Source organism: Pasteurella testudinis DSM 23072, assembly GCF_900176075.1.
Taxonomy (GTDB): Bacteria; Pseudomonadota; Gammaproteobacteria; order Enterobacterales; family Pasteurellaceae; genus Chelonobacter; species Chelonobacter testudinis.
Window position 1 is genome coordinate 1 of record NZ_FWWV01000029.1, and the last position, 14,546, is coordinate 14,546.

14 protein-coding genes are annotated in these 14,546 nt (G+C 49.6%); 1 reads left to right on the plus strand and 13 read right to left on the minus strand.

Annotated features, from left to right (window positions below):
- Positions 1-336 precede the first annotated feature (336 nt).
- From B8880_RS09915 to B8880_RS09935, 5 genes are all read right to left on the minus strand, one after another.
- Positions 337-1,173 carry a DNA ligase gene (locus B8880_RS09915; protein ID WP_084257456.1) on the minus strand — a complete coding sequence of 279 codons (837 nt, stop codon included), beginning with the start codon at positions 1,171-1,173 and terminating at the stop codon, positions 337-339.
- Positions 1,174-1,326: 153 nt separating this feature from the next.
- Entirely contained in the window at positions 1,327-2,148 is an 822-nt protein-coding gene (locus tag B8880_RS09920) for a DUF5718 family protein (RefSeq protein WP_084257457.1), read from the minus strand.
- A gap of 108 nt (positions 2,149-2,256) precedes the next feature.
- On the minus strand, positions 2,257-2,871 hold the full coding sequence (gene ttdB, locus B8880_RS09925; RefSeq protein WP_084257458.1) for a L(+)-tartrate dehydratase subunit beta: 615 nt from the start codon (positions 2,869-2,871) through the stop codon (positions 2,257-2,259).
- Positions 2,868-3,770, minus strand: coding sequence for a L(+)-tartrate dehydratase subunit alpha (gene ttdA / locus B8880_RS09930; RefSeq protein ID WP_208610908.1), 903 nt, complete (start codon positions 3,768-3,770; stop codon positions 2,868-2,870). The genes ttdB and ttdA overlap by 4 nt, the downstream gene beginning before the upstream one ends.
- A 54-nt stretch (positions 3,771-3,824) precedes the next feature.
- The gene (locus B8880_RS09935; RefSeq protein WP_084257460.1) at positions 3,825-5,225 is read right to left on the minus strand and encodes an anion permease; all 1,401 of its coding nucleotides are present in this window, start codon (positions 5,223-5,225) and stop codon (positions 3,825-3,827) included.
- Between the two features lie 142 nt (positions 5,226-5,367).
- On the opposite strand from B8880_RS09935, the gene B8880_RS09940 reads away from it, so the two are divergent.
- Positions 5,368-6,294 (plus strand): LysR family transcriptional regulator, encoded by a 927-nt coding sequence (locus B8880_RS09940; protein ID WP_084257461.1) that lies wholly within the window; start codon positions 5,368-5,370, stop codon positions 6,292-6,294.
- A gap of 59 nt (positions 6,295-6,353) precedes the next feature.
- On the opposite strand, the gene clpB is transcribed toward B8880_RS09940, so the two are convergent.
- The 8 genes from clpB to B8880_RS09980 all read right to left on the minus strand — a co-directional run.
- Positions 6,354-8,927, minus strand: coding sequence for an ATP-dependent chaperone ClpB (gene clpB / locus B8880_RS09945; protein WP_084257462.1), 2,574 nt, complete (start codon positions 8,925-8,927; stop codon positions 6,354-6,356).
- Between the two features lie 217 nt (positions 8,928-9,144).
- Positions 9,145-9,987: an RNA polymerase sigma factor RpoH gene (gene rpoH / locus B8880_RS09950; protein WP_084257463.1), complete on the minus strand. Its 843-nt coding sequence runs from the start codon at positions 9,985-9,987 to the stop codon at positions 9,145-9,147.
- 187 nt (positions 9,988-10,174) lie between these two features.
- Positions 10,175-10,849: an ATP-dependent Clp protease proteolytic subunit gene (locus B8880_RS09955; RefSeq protein ID WP_084257464.1), complete on the minus strand. Its 675-nt coding sequence runs from the start codon at positions 10,847-10,849 to the stop codon at positions 10,175-10,177.
- A 117-nt stretch (positions 10,850-10,966) separates the two neighbouring features.
- Positions 10,967-11,707, minus strand: a complete 741-nt coding sequence (locus tag B8880_RS09960; protein WP_084257465.1) for a phosphatase — start codon at positions 11,705-11,707, stop codon at positions 10,967-10,969.
- A gap of 31 nt (positions 11,708-11,738) precedes the next feature.
- The gene (gene trpS, locus B8880_RS09965) at positions 11,739-12,746 is read right to left on the minus strand and encodes a tryptophan--tRNA ligase (RefSeq protein WP_084257466.1); all 1,008 of its coding nucleotides are present in this window, start codon (positions 12,744-12,746) and stop codon (positions 11,739-11,741) included.
- Between the two features lie 48 nt (positions 12,747-12,794).
- Complete coding sequence (locus B8880_RS09970) at positions 12,795-13,457, minus strand: phosphoglycolate phosphatase (protein WP_084257467.1); 663 nt, start codon at positions 13,455-13,457, stop codon at positions 12,795-12,797.
- Between the two features lie 15 nt (positions 13,458-13,472).
- Positions 13,473-14,150: a ribulose-phosphate 3-epimerase gene (gene rpe, locus B8880_RS09975; protein WP_084257468.1), complete on the minus strand. Its 678-nt coding sequence runs from the start codon at positions 14,148-14,150 to the stop codon at positions 13,473-13,475.
- 134 nt (positions 14,151-14,284) lie between these two features.
- On the minus strand, positions 14,285-14,546 hold a 262-nt coding region (locus B8880_RS09980; RefSeq protein ID WP_143933434.1), incomplete at its 5' end, for an ISAs1 family transposase.

The window sequence follows — 14,546 nt, forward strand, 5'->3', positions numbered from 1 at the left end:
CAAACTCTTCAATTCAAGTTCAATCGCTCAACGAATCTCTGACTATAATTTTTGAAACTCCAAAAAGTTTCATTATGAATTTACTATCAGCACTCATTAAGACTTTAGTTTTTAAATCTTTTTTAATTACCAATGCCTTGCACAAGTGCCCACACAGATTGTCTGATATATTGTTAAAGAACAGTCACAACCGCCAACCTCTTAAACAGAACGCTGCGTCGTTGTGAGGTGCGCATTATAGACATTCGGTAAATCTTTGCAACCCCTTTTTCTCACTTTTTTGCGAAAATTTTCCGACCGGCGCTTTTTTATTCGAAATACCGCACTTTTGGTGATTTACTCGGCAATTTGCACAACATTATCCTGTCTTATTCGCAGAAAAGTGGCGAAACGCGGTTTGCCGTTTTTAGTCAGTCCGCGATATTGATAGGTAATCAGACTGCCAATCGGCGGCGGATTTTCACGTTCCGCATGATTAAATCCCGAACCGATTTTAAAAACGCCGCGTTCATTTTGGCAACCGACTGCGCCCAACTTGCCTGCGAACTGTCCTTTGCCCGCATAATGCGCAATCACACGGCACTCTTCGTCTTGCGTGGTCTTAAATTTTAAAATCTGCGAACTGCGCTGATGTTGATACGGAATATGCGGATTGCGCACCACAATTCCCTCGCCGCCTAACGCCTCGATTTCCGCTAAAAAATTTTCCGCATGCTGCTTATTCTTAATCGGAATTTGTTGAATGATTTCAATATGCGTGCTTGGATTTTGTTGCAGATAATCGCGCAATTGTTGCAATCGCTGTGGCAAATCGCCGTCCGCATTCGGCACATCAAACACATGTAGTTTCAGTTTATGCCACCCCATATCCTCAAATGTACGGGTGATTGAAGAGATCAGCTCAAATTCGCCACGCTGCGAAAACAGTTCGCCGTCTATAGCAAAAGGCGGAAACCGCTCGATAAAATACGCCGGCGGATTAAACGGATTCCCGTTGCGGCTGATCAACTGTTTGCCGTTCCAAAAACCGCGCACACCGTCCAGCTTTTCGCTCATCATCCAGCCGTCCAACGCTTGCCCTTGATAAACCTCAAGCAGCATTAATGCCGGCGCCTGCGCACGCAGCGATAACGAAGCACACAACAGCAGACTGATAAAAATAGAACGCCACATTTTTCTTTTCCTTATATGGATTACAGTTCAACCTGCGTTCAGCTTACGGCATAACCTCTTCAGTGGATTTTATCGGCGATTAAAAATGGAATACGGATCGCAAAAAAAGCAAAAGTGCGGTCAAAAAGCGTGTCTGACCGCACTTTACAGGGTTTAAATCACGGTTTGCACCAGCGCCGACAGATCGCCGCTGAATTGTTGGGTTTTCGCCATCGCGATAATCTCGTCTGCGCTGTGTTTAGTACCGTTGTATACCACCACCATGCTGACATCGCCCGGCTGCAAGAAATGCGTTTCGCCGAAGTCGGTATAGCGGGTTGCGCCGATACTGATCACCGCCTGTTGCGGATAATTCGCTTTTTCCAGCAAACTGGCAATATGGTGCATCGGGCCTTGATCCGGCTGGTTGTTCATGCGATCAACAATCCAATCCAGCAATTTTTGATGAAAATAGCTGTAGCCGATGGTCGGGCTGTCGATGCCGTAAATATTGAATTGCTCGCCGCGTTGGTGGAAGCAGGCGATACGGTATTGATCCAGATTGCAGCCTGCCGCAAAACCGTCTAACGGAATTAATGTGGCGGACAGCCCTTTGGTTTGCGCGCCCCAATTTTTCTTATCGGCAATTTTATTGGCATTCGGACGACGGATTGAACAGTCGTTATACGCGCCAAACGCCTTGGGTAAAAGTGCGGTCACTTGTTTATTTTGATCATATTCGATATCGCACACAATCGCCACTTCCGGCTCAATTTGCAAATTATCGGCATCTTGCGGAAAACGCAGGGTGTCCGCCGACAGCGGATAGACTGATAAAAAACCGTCAAAGTGCGGTACATAAAACGGAAAAATCGCTTTCGGCTGATGTTGCTCCTGCACTTCAACCTGTTGGAAATCCGCCGCTTCGCCCGCCTGTTCCAAATGTCCGGCAAAATTGCCGGCAACACCGAAACCGATAGCATGTTTAAACGTCATTATTGGCTCCTATTATAGAAAGAAATTGCACTACCTTTTGCTTGACCGAGTATAACAACAAACCGCACTTTATGCCGAAAAAACATAAAAGTGCGGTTTTGCGCTTTGTTATTTGATGAAACTGACGTGTTTGCAGATTTCTTCAATCGCCGCTTCTTTCTTCTTATTGAATTCGATTTTATTTTCTTCAAAAATATTGCGCCCGTGGGTATCAATCGACACAATCAGCGGGCCGAACTCTTTCACTTTGCACACCCATAAAGTTTCCGGCATACCGAGATCTTTCCATTGCGCATCGACGATCTCTTCCACGCACTCCGCCGCCAGCACCGCACAACCAGCAGGGAACACGCAGTGCAGCGCTTTATAGTCGCGGCAGCCTTCCATTGTGCCGTTGCCCATGCCGCCTTTGCCCAAAATCAGTTTGACACCGGTTTGTTTGATGAACTCCTTCTCAAATTTTTCCATACGCATACTGGTGGTCGGACCGACGGAAACCATTTCATATTTATCGTCACCCAATGAACGGATAATCGGGCCGGCGTGCAGAATCGCGCCGCCGTCGATATCGACCGGCAACGGCCGTTTTTCTTCGATTAAACGGCGGTGCGCCACATCACGGCAAGTGACCAGATAACCGTTTAAGTAAATAATATCGCCCACATTGATGTCTTGCAGATCTTCCGCTTTAATCGGGGTGGTAAGGATTTTTTTATCGGTCATAATGTCACTCCTGAATGTGAAGTAATGGTGTAGTTCAACTCTTTGTCAAAAATAATGTGCCCTTTGCGGTGCGACCAGCAGCCCACGTTGACGCTGACGCCGATCACCGACGGGTGGCGCGCGGTGTTTTCGATATTCACGCCCATTACCGACATTTTGCCTTTTAAGCCTTGCGGCCCCAAGCCGATACTGTTAATCCCGTCTTCCAGCAATTTTTCCATTGAGGCGGCTTTTTCGTTCGGATTATGTTGCCCTAACGGACGGAACAGCGCTTTTTTGGAGAGCACAGCGGCGGTTTCGACCGATGTGGCAATGCCTACGCCGACCAATAACGGCGGACAGGCGTTCAAGCCGTAGCTGGTCATGATGTCCATCACAAAACGGGTGACGCCTTCGTAACCTTCGCCCGGCATTAACACTTTGGCTTGTCCCGGCAAAGAGCAACCGCCGCCTGCCATGTAGGTATCCAGCTCCAGCTTGTCACTGTCCGGCACAATTTCCCAAAACACGCTCGGCGTGCCTTTGCCGACATTTTTACCGGTGTTGTATTCGTCAAACGTTTCCACGCTGTTATGGCGCAACGGCGCGTCTTTGGTCGCTTGAATCACCGATTCTTTCAGCAAGGCTTCCAACTCGCCGATATACGGAAAATTCGCACCGCACTTGACGAAAAACTGGATAACGCCGGTGTCCTGACAGCTCGGACGATTCAATTTCGCTGCCAAATCCTGATTTTGGAACATCGCGCCGTAAATGATTTTCGGCAATTGCTCCTGCTCTTTTTCGCGCAACTCTTTCAGTTTCTTCATCACGTCGTCAGGCAGCACTTTTCCGGTAATGCCGACAAATTTTGCAATGGTATCCGTTAAATAGCGCACACCTTCTTCTTTTGTCATCATAGATAACCTCTTCATTTCATTGATTAAAAATAAAACATCCACATATGGTTACAATCACCATAAACCTAATATTTTCCACCACAACGCCCCAACGCCGAGCCAAATCACCACGTTGATCACGGAGGCAAAAAAGCCGATACGCCACCAGTCCTGCTGTTTGATGTAACCTGCGCCGAAATAGATCGGTGCTGCGCCGGTCGCATAATGGGTCAGCCCCGCCATTAAATTCGACAGTGCGGCAAAACCGAATGCCGCCAGAAACGGCGGTGCGCCGGCACCGACCGCCACCGCTAAAAACGCGGCGTACATGGCGGTGACATGGGCGGATAAACTAGCGAAAACATAATGGCTGTACATATAAATCAGGAACAAGACGATTAAGGTCGGCACCCATGACACGCCCGCCATCAAACCGGTCGCCGAACCGGCAAACCAAGGAATAAAGCCGACTTTGTTCAACATGCCTGCCAAACCGACGATGCCCCCCATCCAGATCATGCCGTCCCAAGCGCCTTTCTCTTCCAGAATTTCATTCCATTCCAACACGTTAGTGATCAACATCACACTCACGCCGAGCAATGCCACGACGGTCGAATTAATTTGGGTATATTGCGAAGTGCTCCACAACAACAGCGCACCGATAAACACACCGCTGATAATCCACTCGTCACGGCTCATAGCACCCATTTTGGCCAACTCTTCTGTTGCCACGACTTGCGCCGCACGCGTATCCTTGATTTCCGGCGGATAAAATTTATAGATAAAATACGGAATCAACAGTATCGACAACAGCCCCGGCACAATCCCTGCCAACGCCCAAGTTCCCCAACTGATATTGACGTTGGCAGTATCCAGCGCAAAAGCGGCGATAAGCAGATTCGGCGCACAGGCAGTCAGGAACATCGCCGCAATCGGCGCGTCAACCTGAAAGGTGGTGGAGAGGATATACGCCCCGATTTTGCGTGGATTTCGATTCGGCTCGGAACCGAAAGCCGACGCCAGACTACGCACGATCGGATACATTATGCCGCCGCAGCGTGCGGTGTTGGACGGTGTTGCCGGACTGATAATAAAATCGCTAATCGCCAAGGTATAACCCAATTTCAGCGCACTACTGCCGAAGCAGCGGATCAGTTGATAGGAAATGCGCCGTCCCAAGCCGGTTTTGATAAAACCTTTGGCAAACAAAAAGGCAGATACAATCAGCCAAATGGTGCTGTTGCTGAAACCGGACAATGCCTCCGACATAGTGATCGTGCCGCTTAATGCCGCAAACATCACCCCAATCAACGCCACCGCCCCCAGCGGCAACGGTTGCAAAATAAAGCCGATAATGGTTGCGGCAAAAATGGCAAACAGATGCCACGCTTGCAACGAAAGCCCGTTCGGTAGCGGTGAAAACCAGATACCGAGCATCAGCAAAATCACGATAATTCCCCGAGTTAATCGCGTCATATCCACACTCCAAACAACAAAAATAGAAAAGCAAGTCCTTATAATTTATGTGGTGTATGGTACGGAATTTCATTAAAATAAGTCCAATACGATTTTTTATATACTTGATATAAGTAAAAACCTATAAGTAGAAGGAGATCATATGGAGTTTCGGCAATTCAAATATGTCTTAAAAGTGGCGGAAGAACGTAATTTCTCCAGCGCCGCCAAAAAACTGTATATTTCACAGCCGTCATTAAGCCAATTTATTCAGAAAGTGGAAGAAAAAGTGGGCGCACCGCTGTTTGATCGCAGCGTATCGCCGCTGAAATTAACCTATATCGGCAGCCTATATGTTGAAACCGCACAAGCGATTATGGATTTGCAGCACCAATTTGAACAGAAAGTCGATGACACCTTGAATGTACGGCAGGGGCGCGTTACGATCGGCAGTTCACCGTTTCGCAGCGCTTATCTGCTTTCGCGCGTTTTACCGCACTTTCGCCGACAATACCCGAATATCGAAGTATTTTTGCAGGAAGATAACACCCACAATCTGGAAGATCGGGTGCTGCACGGACTGACCGATTTATCCCTGTCACTACTGCCGATTAACGAAGCACTGTTCGATTACGATATTCTGTTTGAGGAAAGAATGTTGCTGGCGCTACCGCCCAACCACCCGATTGCCGCACAGTTAAAGCTGAAAGCCGGTGATCACTCCTACACGCCGACAATTGATCTCAGCGAACTGCAAGATACGCCGTTTATTCAGATGAACAAAGGGCATAAATTACACCATATGCTGCAAAAACTATGTGAAAATGCCGGATTTTCGCCGAATGTGGTATTAGAAACCGAAAGCATGACCACCGCCCAAGCGCTTGCCGGAGCCGGAATCGGTGCGGCTTTATTACCGGAAACCTTAGTCTACGCCGACCATTTCGAGAAAGAACCGTGCTACTGCCGACCGGACAGCAAACCGAGCCGCACGGTGGTGGTGGTTTATCGCAAAGGCCGCTATTTATCGCGCGCCACCCGTGCCTTTATCCAAACGTTGAAGGATTATGTGGCGGATAATCCGAATTAAAAAACCGCACTTTGGCGCTCAGATCAAAGTGCGGTTAAGCTGTTTACAGACGATTTTACTTATTGGCGGGCAATCACTTTATTGTCTTCCAAATCCACGGTAATCGCCGTATCCGGAAGTAATTTACCCGACAGAATTTGTTGCGCCAACGGGTTTTCGATCTCCTGCTGAATCGCGCGTTTCAGCGGACGTGCGCCGTAAATCGGGTCATATCCCACTTTCGCGATGAAATCCAACAGCGCAGCGCTGAACCGAATATGATAGCCGTGCGCTTCCATGCGTTTGCTCAACCGTTGCAACTGGATTGACGCAATCGACTGAATATGGGCTTTATCCAACGGGTGGAACACCACGGTTTCGTCAATCCGGTTGATAAATTCCGGACGGAAATGGCGGCCGACCACCGACATCACCAGCTCTTTCACCGAGCCGTAATCCAAGTCGTTCACATTTTCCTGAATCAAATCCGAACCCAAATTCGAGGTCATAATCACCACCGTGTTACGGAAATCGACGGTGCGTCCTTGTCCGTCGGTCAAACGCCCGTCGTCCAGCACTTGCAACAGAATGTTGAACACATCGTGGTGCGCTTTTTCCACTTCGTCGAGCAGAATCACCGAATACGGGCGGCGGCGTACCGCTTCGGTCAAATAACCGCCCTCTTCATAGCCGACATAGCCCGGAGGCGCGCCGACCAAGCGCGATACGCTGTGTTTCTCCATAAATTCCGACATATCAATCCGAATCATTGCGTCGTCGCTGTCGAACATAAACTGCGCCAAGGTTTTGCACAGCTCGGTTTTCCCCACTCCGGTCGGGCCTAAAAACAGGAACGAACCGATCGGGCGGTTCGGATCGGCTAATCCGGCGCGACTGCGGCGAATCGCATTGGCGACCGCTTCCACCGCTTCGCTTTGTCCGATCACCCGTTTGTGCAATTCGTCTTCCATGCGCAACAGTTTCTCTTTTTCGCCCTCCATCATGCGTGCCACCGGAATGCCGGTTGCGCGCGACAACACTTCGGCGATCTCTTCATCAGTGACCCGATAGCGCAGCAAGGTCATCTCTTTGCCTTCCGAGGCTTCCGCCTGCGCCAGCTGTTTTTCCAGTTCAGGCATTACGCCGTACTGTAATTCCGACATTTTGGCAAAATCGCTGGCACGGCGTGCCTGCTCCATTTGCGTGCGCACATTATCCAGCTCGGCTTTAATATGTTGCGTGCCGGAAAGTGCGGCTTTCTCACTTTTCCACACCTCTTCCAGCTCGGAATATTCACGCTCTTTTTCGCTCAACTCCTGTTCCAACATCTGCAAGCGTTTACGGCTGGCGTCATCATCCTCTTTTTGCAGCGCCTGCTGTTCCAGTTTCAATTGGATAATCCGCCGTTCCAAACGATCGAGCGGCTGCGGTTTAGAGTCGATTTCCATGCGGATACTCGATGCCGCTTCGTCGATCAAATCAATCGCCTTATCCGGCAACTGGCGGTCGGAAATATAGCGGTGCGAAAGCGTCGCCGCCGCCACAATCGCCGGATCGGTAATTTGCACATGGTGGTGGATTTCATAGCGCTCTTTTAAGCCGCGCAAAATCGCAATCGTGTCTTCCACGCTCGGTTCGTCGACCAGCACTTTTTGGAAACGGCGCTCAAGGGCGGCATCTTTCTCGATATATTGGCGATATTCGTCCAGCGTGGTTGCGCCGACACAATGCAGCTCGCCGCGTGCCAACGCCGGTTTCAGCATATTGCCGGCGTCCATTGCGCCGTCGGATTTACCAGCACCGACCATGGTATGGATTTCGTCGATAAACAGGATCACCCGGCCTTCTTCTTTCGCCAGCTCGTTCAACACGCCTTTCAACCGCTCTTCAAACTCACCGCGGTATTTCGCACCGGCAATCAGCGCGCCCATATCCAACGACAGCACCCGTTTATTGCGCAAGCCTTCCGGCACTTCGCCGTTGACGATACGTTGTGCCAAACCTTCCACGATGGCTGTTTTGCCCACGCCCGGTTCACCGATCAGCACCGGATTGTTTTTGGTGCGCCGTTGCAACACCTGAATCGCACGCCGGATTTCATCATCACGCCCAATCACCGGATCGAGCTTACCGCTCTCCGCTCTGGCGGTTAAATCAATGGTAAATTTATCCAACGCTTGACGCGACTCTTCCGCGTTCGGATCGTTGACATTTTCGCCGCCGCGCATTTTTTGAATTGCCGCCTCGACTGCTTCGGCTTTCAAACCGCTTTGGCGCAACACATTGCCAAGTGCGGTTTTGTCTTCCAACGCCGCCAATACAAACAGCTCGGACGAGATAAATTTATCCTGCCGTTTTTGCGCCAATTGATCGCAACGGTTAAGCAGACGCACCAACTGCTGCGAAATCTGCACATCGCCGGCATTACCTTCCACTTTCGCCAAACGATCGATTTCGCCGTTGAGTTGGCTTTTCAGCTGCACCACATTCACGCCGCAGCTGACCAAGAGCGGTTGCACCGAGCCGCCTTGCTGATTGAGTAGCGCCGCCATTAAGTGCAGCGGTTCGATATATTGTTGCTCTTTACCTAAGGCAAGGGACTGCGCTTCGGCAATCGCTTGCTGGAATTTGGTGGTAAATTTTTCGATATTCATACAAAAATCCTCCTGAATCGTATCTTGTCCGACGTTAACCATAACGTCCATTCGCGAGGATTAGATGAGGGGCGTTTTTAGAAAGTCAAGGATATTTTGCAAATAAATTTGCTATTTTAAACCGTTTGCTGATTTTCCGGACAAAAAGAAACCCGTCACAACGGACGGGTTTCTCATCATTTTGGTTTGCTGTTTTCGCTGTGGCAAGCGGCTAACGTTAGAAATCCACCGACCCTTTCAATTTTTTCAAGGCGTTATTTTCCAACTGGCGCACCCGTTCGGCGGAAATATTGTATTTCGCCGCCAAATCCTGCAAGGTGGCTTTGTCGTCGTCCAACCAGCGGGAACGGATAATATCCAAACTACGGTCGTCCAAGCCGGCTAATGCGTGGTGCAGCTGCTCGGTCGCTTGATTTTCGTAGTTTTCCGCTTCCAGCTCCATAGCAAAATCAGAGCTTTTATCTTCCAGATACAGCGCCGGACTATAGCTCTCTTCCGCATCGTCGCTAGGCAAATCAAACGCCATATCCTGCCCGCTCATGCGCGATTCCATCTCTTTGACATCGTCCACCGACACGCCCAATTCGTCGGCAACCATCGCCACTTCATTTTCGTTGAACCAGCCGAAACGCTGTTTGGTTTTGCGCAGGTTAAAAAACAGTTTGCGCTGCGCTTTGGTGGTCGCCACTTTGACGATACGCCAGTTGCGCAACACATATTCATGAATTTCGGCTTTGACCCAATGCACCGCAAAGGAAACCAAGCGTACGCCCACTTCAGGATTAAAGCGGCGCACCGCTTTCATTAAACCGATATTGCCTTCTTGGATCAGATCGGCTTGCGGCAAGCCATAGCCGGAATAACCACGCGCAACATGGATCACAAAACGCAAGTGCGACAAGATCAACTCTTTCGCGGCGTCCAGATCCTGTTGGTAATACAAACGTTCCGCCAGTTCCTTCTCTTCCTCAGCGGTCAGCATCGGGTATTGATTCGCAGCACGGATATAACCTTCTAAACTGCCTTGAGGAACAAGCATCATTTGCATATCTTTAGTCATCGTCTTCCTTCTTAATCTATCATTAAATCGGCGAATGCTACTTATACCATAAATCGCGCCGAGTGCAAAATTTGACACGCAAGGCAACATAATATGGACGAACACGCTGTCACATCTGTTTAGACTTAACTATTTTTGAAAGGTTCAACTTTTTCGGTATTTTTATCCGCCGTTTTACCCTTCATTTTTACTCTTCATCGGCGGTAATATGGTACGCAATCGGTGCTTGCACAATGCCGTCCGCCAAACCTGAAATCAATTTTTTCTGCTGTGCTTCTTTGTCGGTGATCAACAAGCGTGAGCCTTCGCTGTGTAGAAAGCGGCTGATTTCCTGATCGCTATAATCGGTACATTGTTGATAAGTATCGGAAAATATTTGATTGTACATCACCGATTCTTTTTTCAGGTTATCAATATCATCGGGACGCAACAACCCTTCCGAGCCGGTCAGGCTGGAGGCGTGCAGTAAAAACTTACCGCCGGGCAGCGCCAACCGCTCTTTTGCGCCGCAGAAAATAATGGTGGCGGACGAACCGACCATTGATAAATTAACGGTAGTGATCGGAATCTTCGAGCTTTTCACCGCCCAATACGCAATCTGTCCGCTGTCCATATCACCGCCGTCACTATTAATATACAGATAAATCTTTTTCAGCTGCGGATAGTTGATATTCAGATCGTCGATCGCATACACCAAATCGGAAATCAGATTCGGCTCGACCGCTGCGGTATAGAAAATTTTGGCGCTTTCGGCGTGTGGGTTTTCGCTGTAATCCGCCGGAATTTTTTTGATTTCGGCTTGGGCGGCAACAGGCAGCGCCAAACAGGTAAACAGGGCAAGTGCGGTTTTGGTTATTTTCATTATGGTTTCTCGCTCGGATTAAAATGCCGCTTATTATTCAATAAGCTCTGGAAAATAAAAACCTGAATTACCTAGCTTTAAGCAATTTTGCGTAGCCGATCACTGCCGTTACACGGCTTATAAATCGGCAAATTCGGCGATTTTCGCCCAACCGCGACTTTCCAGAAAATCCAGCAAGACACGCGGACTTTGGTTCAGCACCCGCTCCGGCGGAAAATCAACCGCATCGAGCAGTGCCAAGCTATGACTGAAATCGCCCAGATAACCGGCATAGTGCGAATCGGAACCGATACTGACCCAACCGCCGGCATCACGCACCGCGGCGGCAATGGTCAGGCAGTTGTCATAGCTGCCGACGCGCGAATGCAAAAACGAGGAGTTGTTGACCTCCAGCGCCACGTTGTATCGTGCCGCCGCTTGTGCCACAGCCACCGCATCAATTGGAAATTTCGGATTGCCCGGATGGGTGATAATATCGACCTTTCCGCTTTTGATACAGTTAATCAGCGCTTCAGTGTGATCGTCGCGCGTACTCGGTTGAATCGACGGCGGATGAAAGCCCGCCAACACCAGATCCAGCGAACGACGCATTCGATCATTGCAGTCAGTTTCACCGTCAACGTTCAGAATATTGGCTTCGATACCGCGCAAAATACCGACGCCGTCGATAAAACGCGGCAGAATCGCCAGATTGGAAAAGTGCCATTCATGCGGTGCGTCGCCCAGTGCCGGACCATGATCGGTATTGGCAAACAGGCGGATCCCGCGTTGTTTGGCGACCACGATATACTCATGCAACGTGCTGTAAGCATGGCTGCTAGCAATGGTATGCGTATGTAAATCAACCGGATATGTCATGTTTTCCTCTCTTATGCCGCCAACCGCACTTTTACGTTCTTGCCACAAATCCGACCGCTTGATAAACCTTATCCAGCGTTGCGGCGGCACGGGCTTGCGCTTTTGCCGCGCCGTCACGGAGAATTTGGTTTAACAGCGCTTCGTCATTGCGGAAATGGTGGAAGCGTTGCTGTAATTCGCTCAACATCTGCGACACTTCATCAGCGACCGCACTTTTCAAATGCCCATACATTTTGCCATCAAACTCCGCTTCCAACTCGGCGATACTTTTGCCGGTCACGCCGGATAAAATATCCAATAGGTTAGAAACTCCGGCTTTATTTTCACGGTCGTATTTCACCACCGGCGGCTCATCGGAGTCGGTGACCGCTCTTTTGATTTTTTTCGCCACCGCTTTCGGATCTTCCAACAACCCAATCACATTGTTACGGTTATCATCGGATTTCGACATTTTCTTGGTCGGTTCCAACAGCGACATCACGCGCGCGCCGGCTTTCGGAATAAACGCTTCCGGCACGATAAACGTATTTTCATACAGTGCGTTGAAACGCTGGGCAATATCACGGGTGATCTCCAAATGTTGACGTTGATCATCGCCGACCGGCACTTGGTTCGCTTGATAAAGCAAAATATCCGCCGCCATTAACACCGGATAGGCAAACAGACCAACGTTGACGTTTTCTTCGTAACGGGCGGATTTGTCTTTAAACTGGGTCATGCGGCTCATTTCGCCGAAATAGGAGTAGCAATTCAGCACCCACGCCAGCTGGGTGTGCTGCGGCACATGCGATTGCACGAAAATCGTGCTTTTCTGCGGATCGATACCGGCGGCAAGGTAAATCGCCAAGGTGTCTAACGTCGCATTGCGCAAGGCTTGCGGATCTTGGCGCACGGTGATGGCGTGTAAATCAACGATACAGAACAGGCAGTCGAATTCGTCTTGCATTTTCGCCCATTGGCGCAGCGCGCCCAAATAGTTGCCGATTGTCAATTCGCCCGACGGCTGCACGCCGCTGAATACCACAGGTTTTTTACTCATTTTTTTCCCTTACTGATGTCTTTTTCTATCGCTAATGTGTCGCTAAAGTTAGTTAATAACCGTTAAAATATCGGCAAAATCATCGAAAACCCAATCCGGAGCGGCTTCGCTGATCGGAATGTTGTAATTATAGCCGTAAGTCAGCCCGACTACCGCACAGCCTGCATTATGCGCCGCCAGAATATCATTTTTCGAATCGCCGACAAACAGCAACTGTTTCGGGTAGATCCCGAATTTGCCGCATAAATAATACAGCGGCGCAGGGTGCGGTTTAATCGCCGGCAGCGATTGTCCGCCCAACAACTCGGAAAACAAATGATCGATGCCGAACGCCGCCAGCACCGGCTGTACATGTTTGGTCGGTTTATTGGTGACCACCGCCAACGTATAACCCTGTGCTTTCAAGGTTTCCAGCGTCACTTTCACATTCGGGAACAGGCGGCTTTTATTGCAAATATTTTCGCCGTAATAAAAACCGAAACGTCTTTTCAGTTGCCGGATTTGTTCTTCGTCCAGATTTGCGCCACTCCACTCAAGCGCTCGCACGAGCAATACATCGGCACCGTTGCCGATCCAAGTCAACACCAACTCTTGCGGCGCTTGCGGCAGTCCGATCTCGGCAAACGCCTGATTGATTGATAATGCCAAATCCGGCAAGCTGTCGACCAAGGTTCCGTCAAGATCGAAACCGATTACTTTAAACTGACTCATCGCTACTCTTCCTTCTTACTGCTTTTCCACGCTTGCCAATTGTTGCCGCATGGCGTTGATGACGTCGGCATAATCCGGCTGATCGAAAATTGCCGAACCCGCCACGAACATATCCGCACCGGCGGCGGCGATTTGTGCAATATTGTTGACTTTTACGCCGCCGTCCACTTCCAAACGGATATCAAACCCGCTTTGATCAATCCGCGACCGCACTTGGCGCAATTTATCCAACGTCGCCGGAATAAACGACTGTCCGCCAAAGCCTGGATTGACCGACATCAGCAAAATCACATCGACCTTATCCATCACATAATCCAAATAAGACAACGGCGCCGCCGGATTAAGCACCAAGCCCGATTTGCAGCCGCAATCGCGGATCAACTGCAAAGTGCGGTCGATATGCTCGCTGGCCTCGGGGTGAAAGGTGATGTAATCCGCCCCTGCCGCGGCAAAATCCGGAATAATCCGATCGACCGGCTTCACCATCAAATGCACATCAATCGGCGCGGTAATGCCGTAATCGCGCAATGCCTTGCACACCGCCGGCCCGAAAGTCAGGTTCGGCACATAGTGGTTGTCCATCACATCAAAATGAATCACGTCAGCACCGGCGTTCAACACCGTTTTGACATCCTCTCCCAAACGCGCCAAATCGGCAGAGAGAATCGAAGGAGCAATTAAATAGGGTTGCATAAATCACCTTTTGTCGTTTAAAAGCCATAAAAGAGCGGTAAGAGGGGTAGTTTACTACTTAATGAATAGTGAGTGAACCTTGGATTATGAAGTTTTATAGATAGGTCAGGGCAACCGCGCACTTTGTCTAATAATCAACCAACAACACCAAACATCAGCTCTGACCTGAATTCATCTGACCAACCCGCTGCTTTCAGCTTCATCCGCATACTCATTTTAGCCGGGTGAAGCCGCGATAAATTCAACGCAAAACGGCGCAATATCGCCATATTCTCCGCGCCGTCATCCTTGCTTATCACACAATCATCTTCCCGATAGACCATATCCAGCACCCAGTGCGCCTTATTCTCCACTTCCCAATGACCGCGAATACTGTGCGATAATTGCTCCGCACTT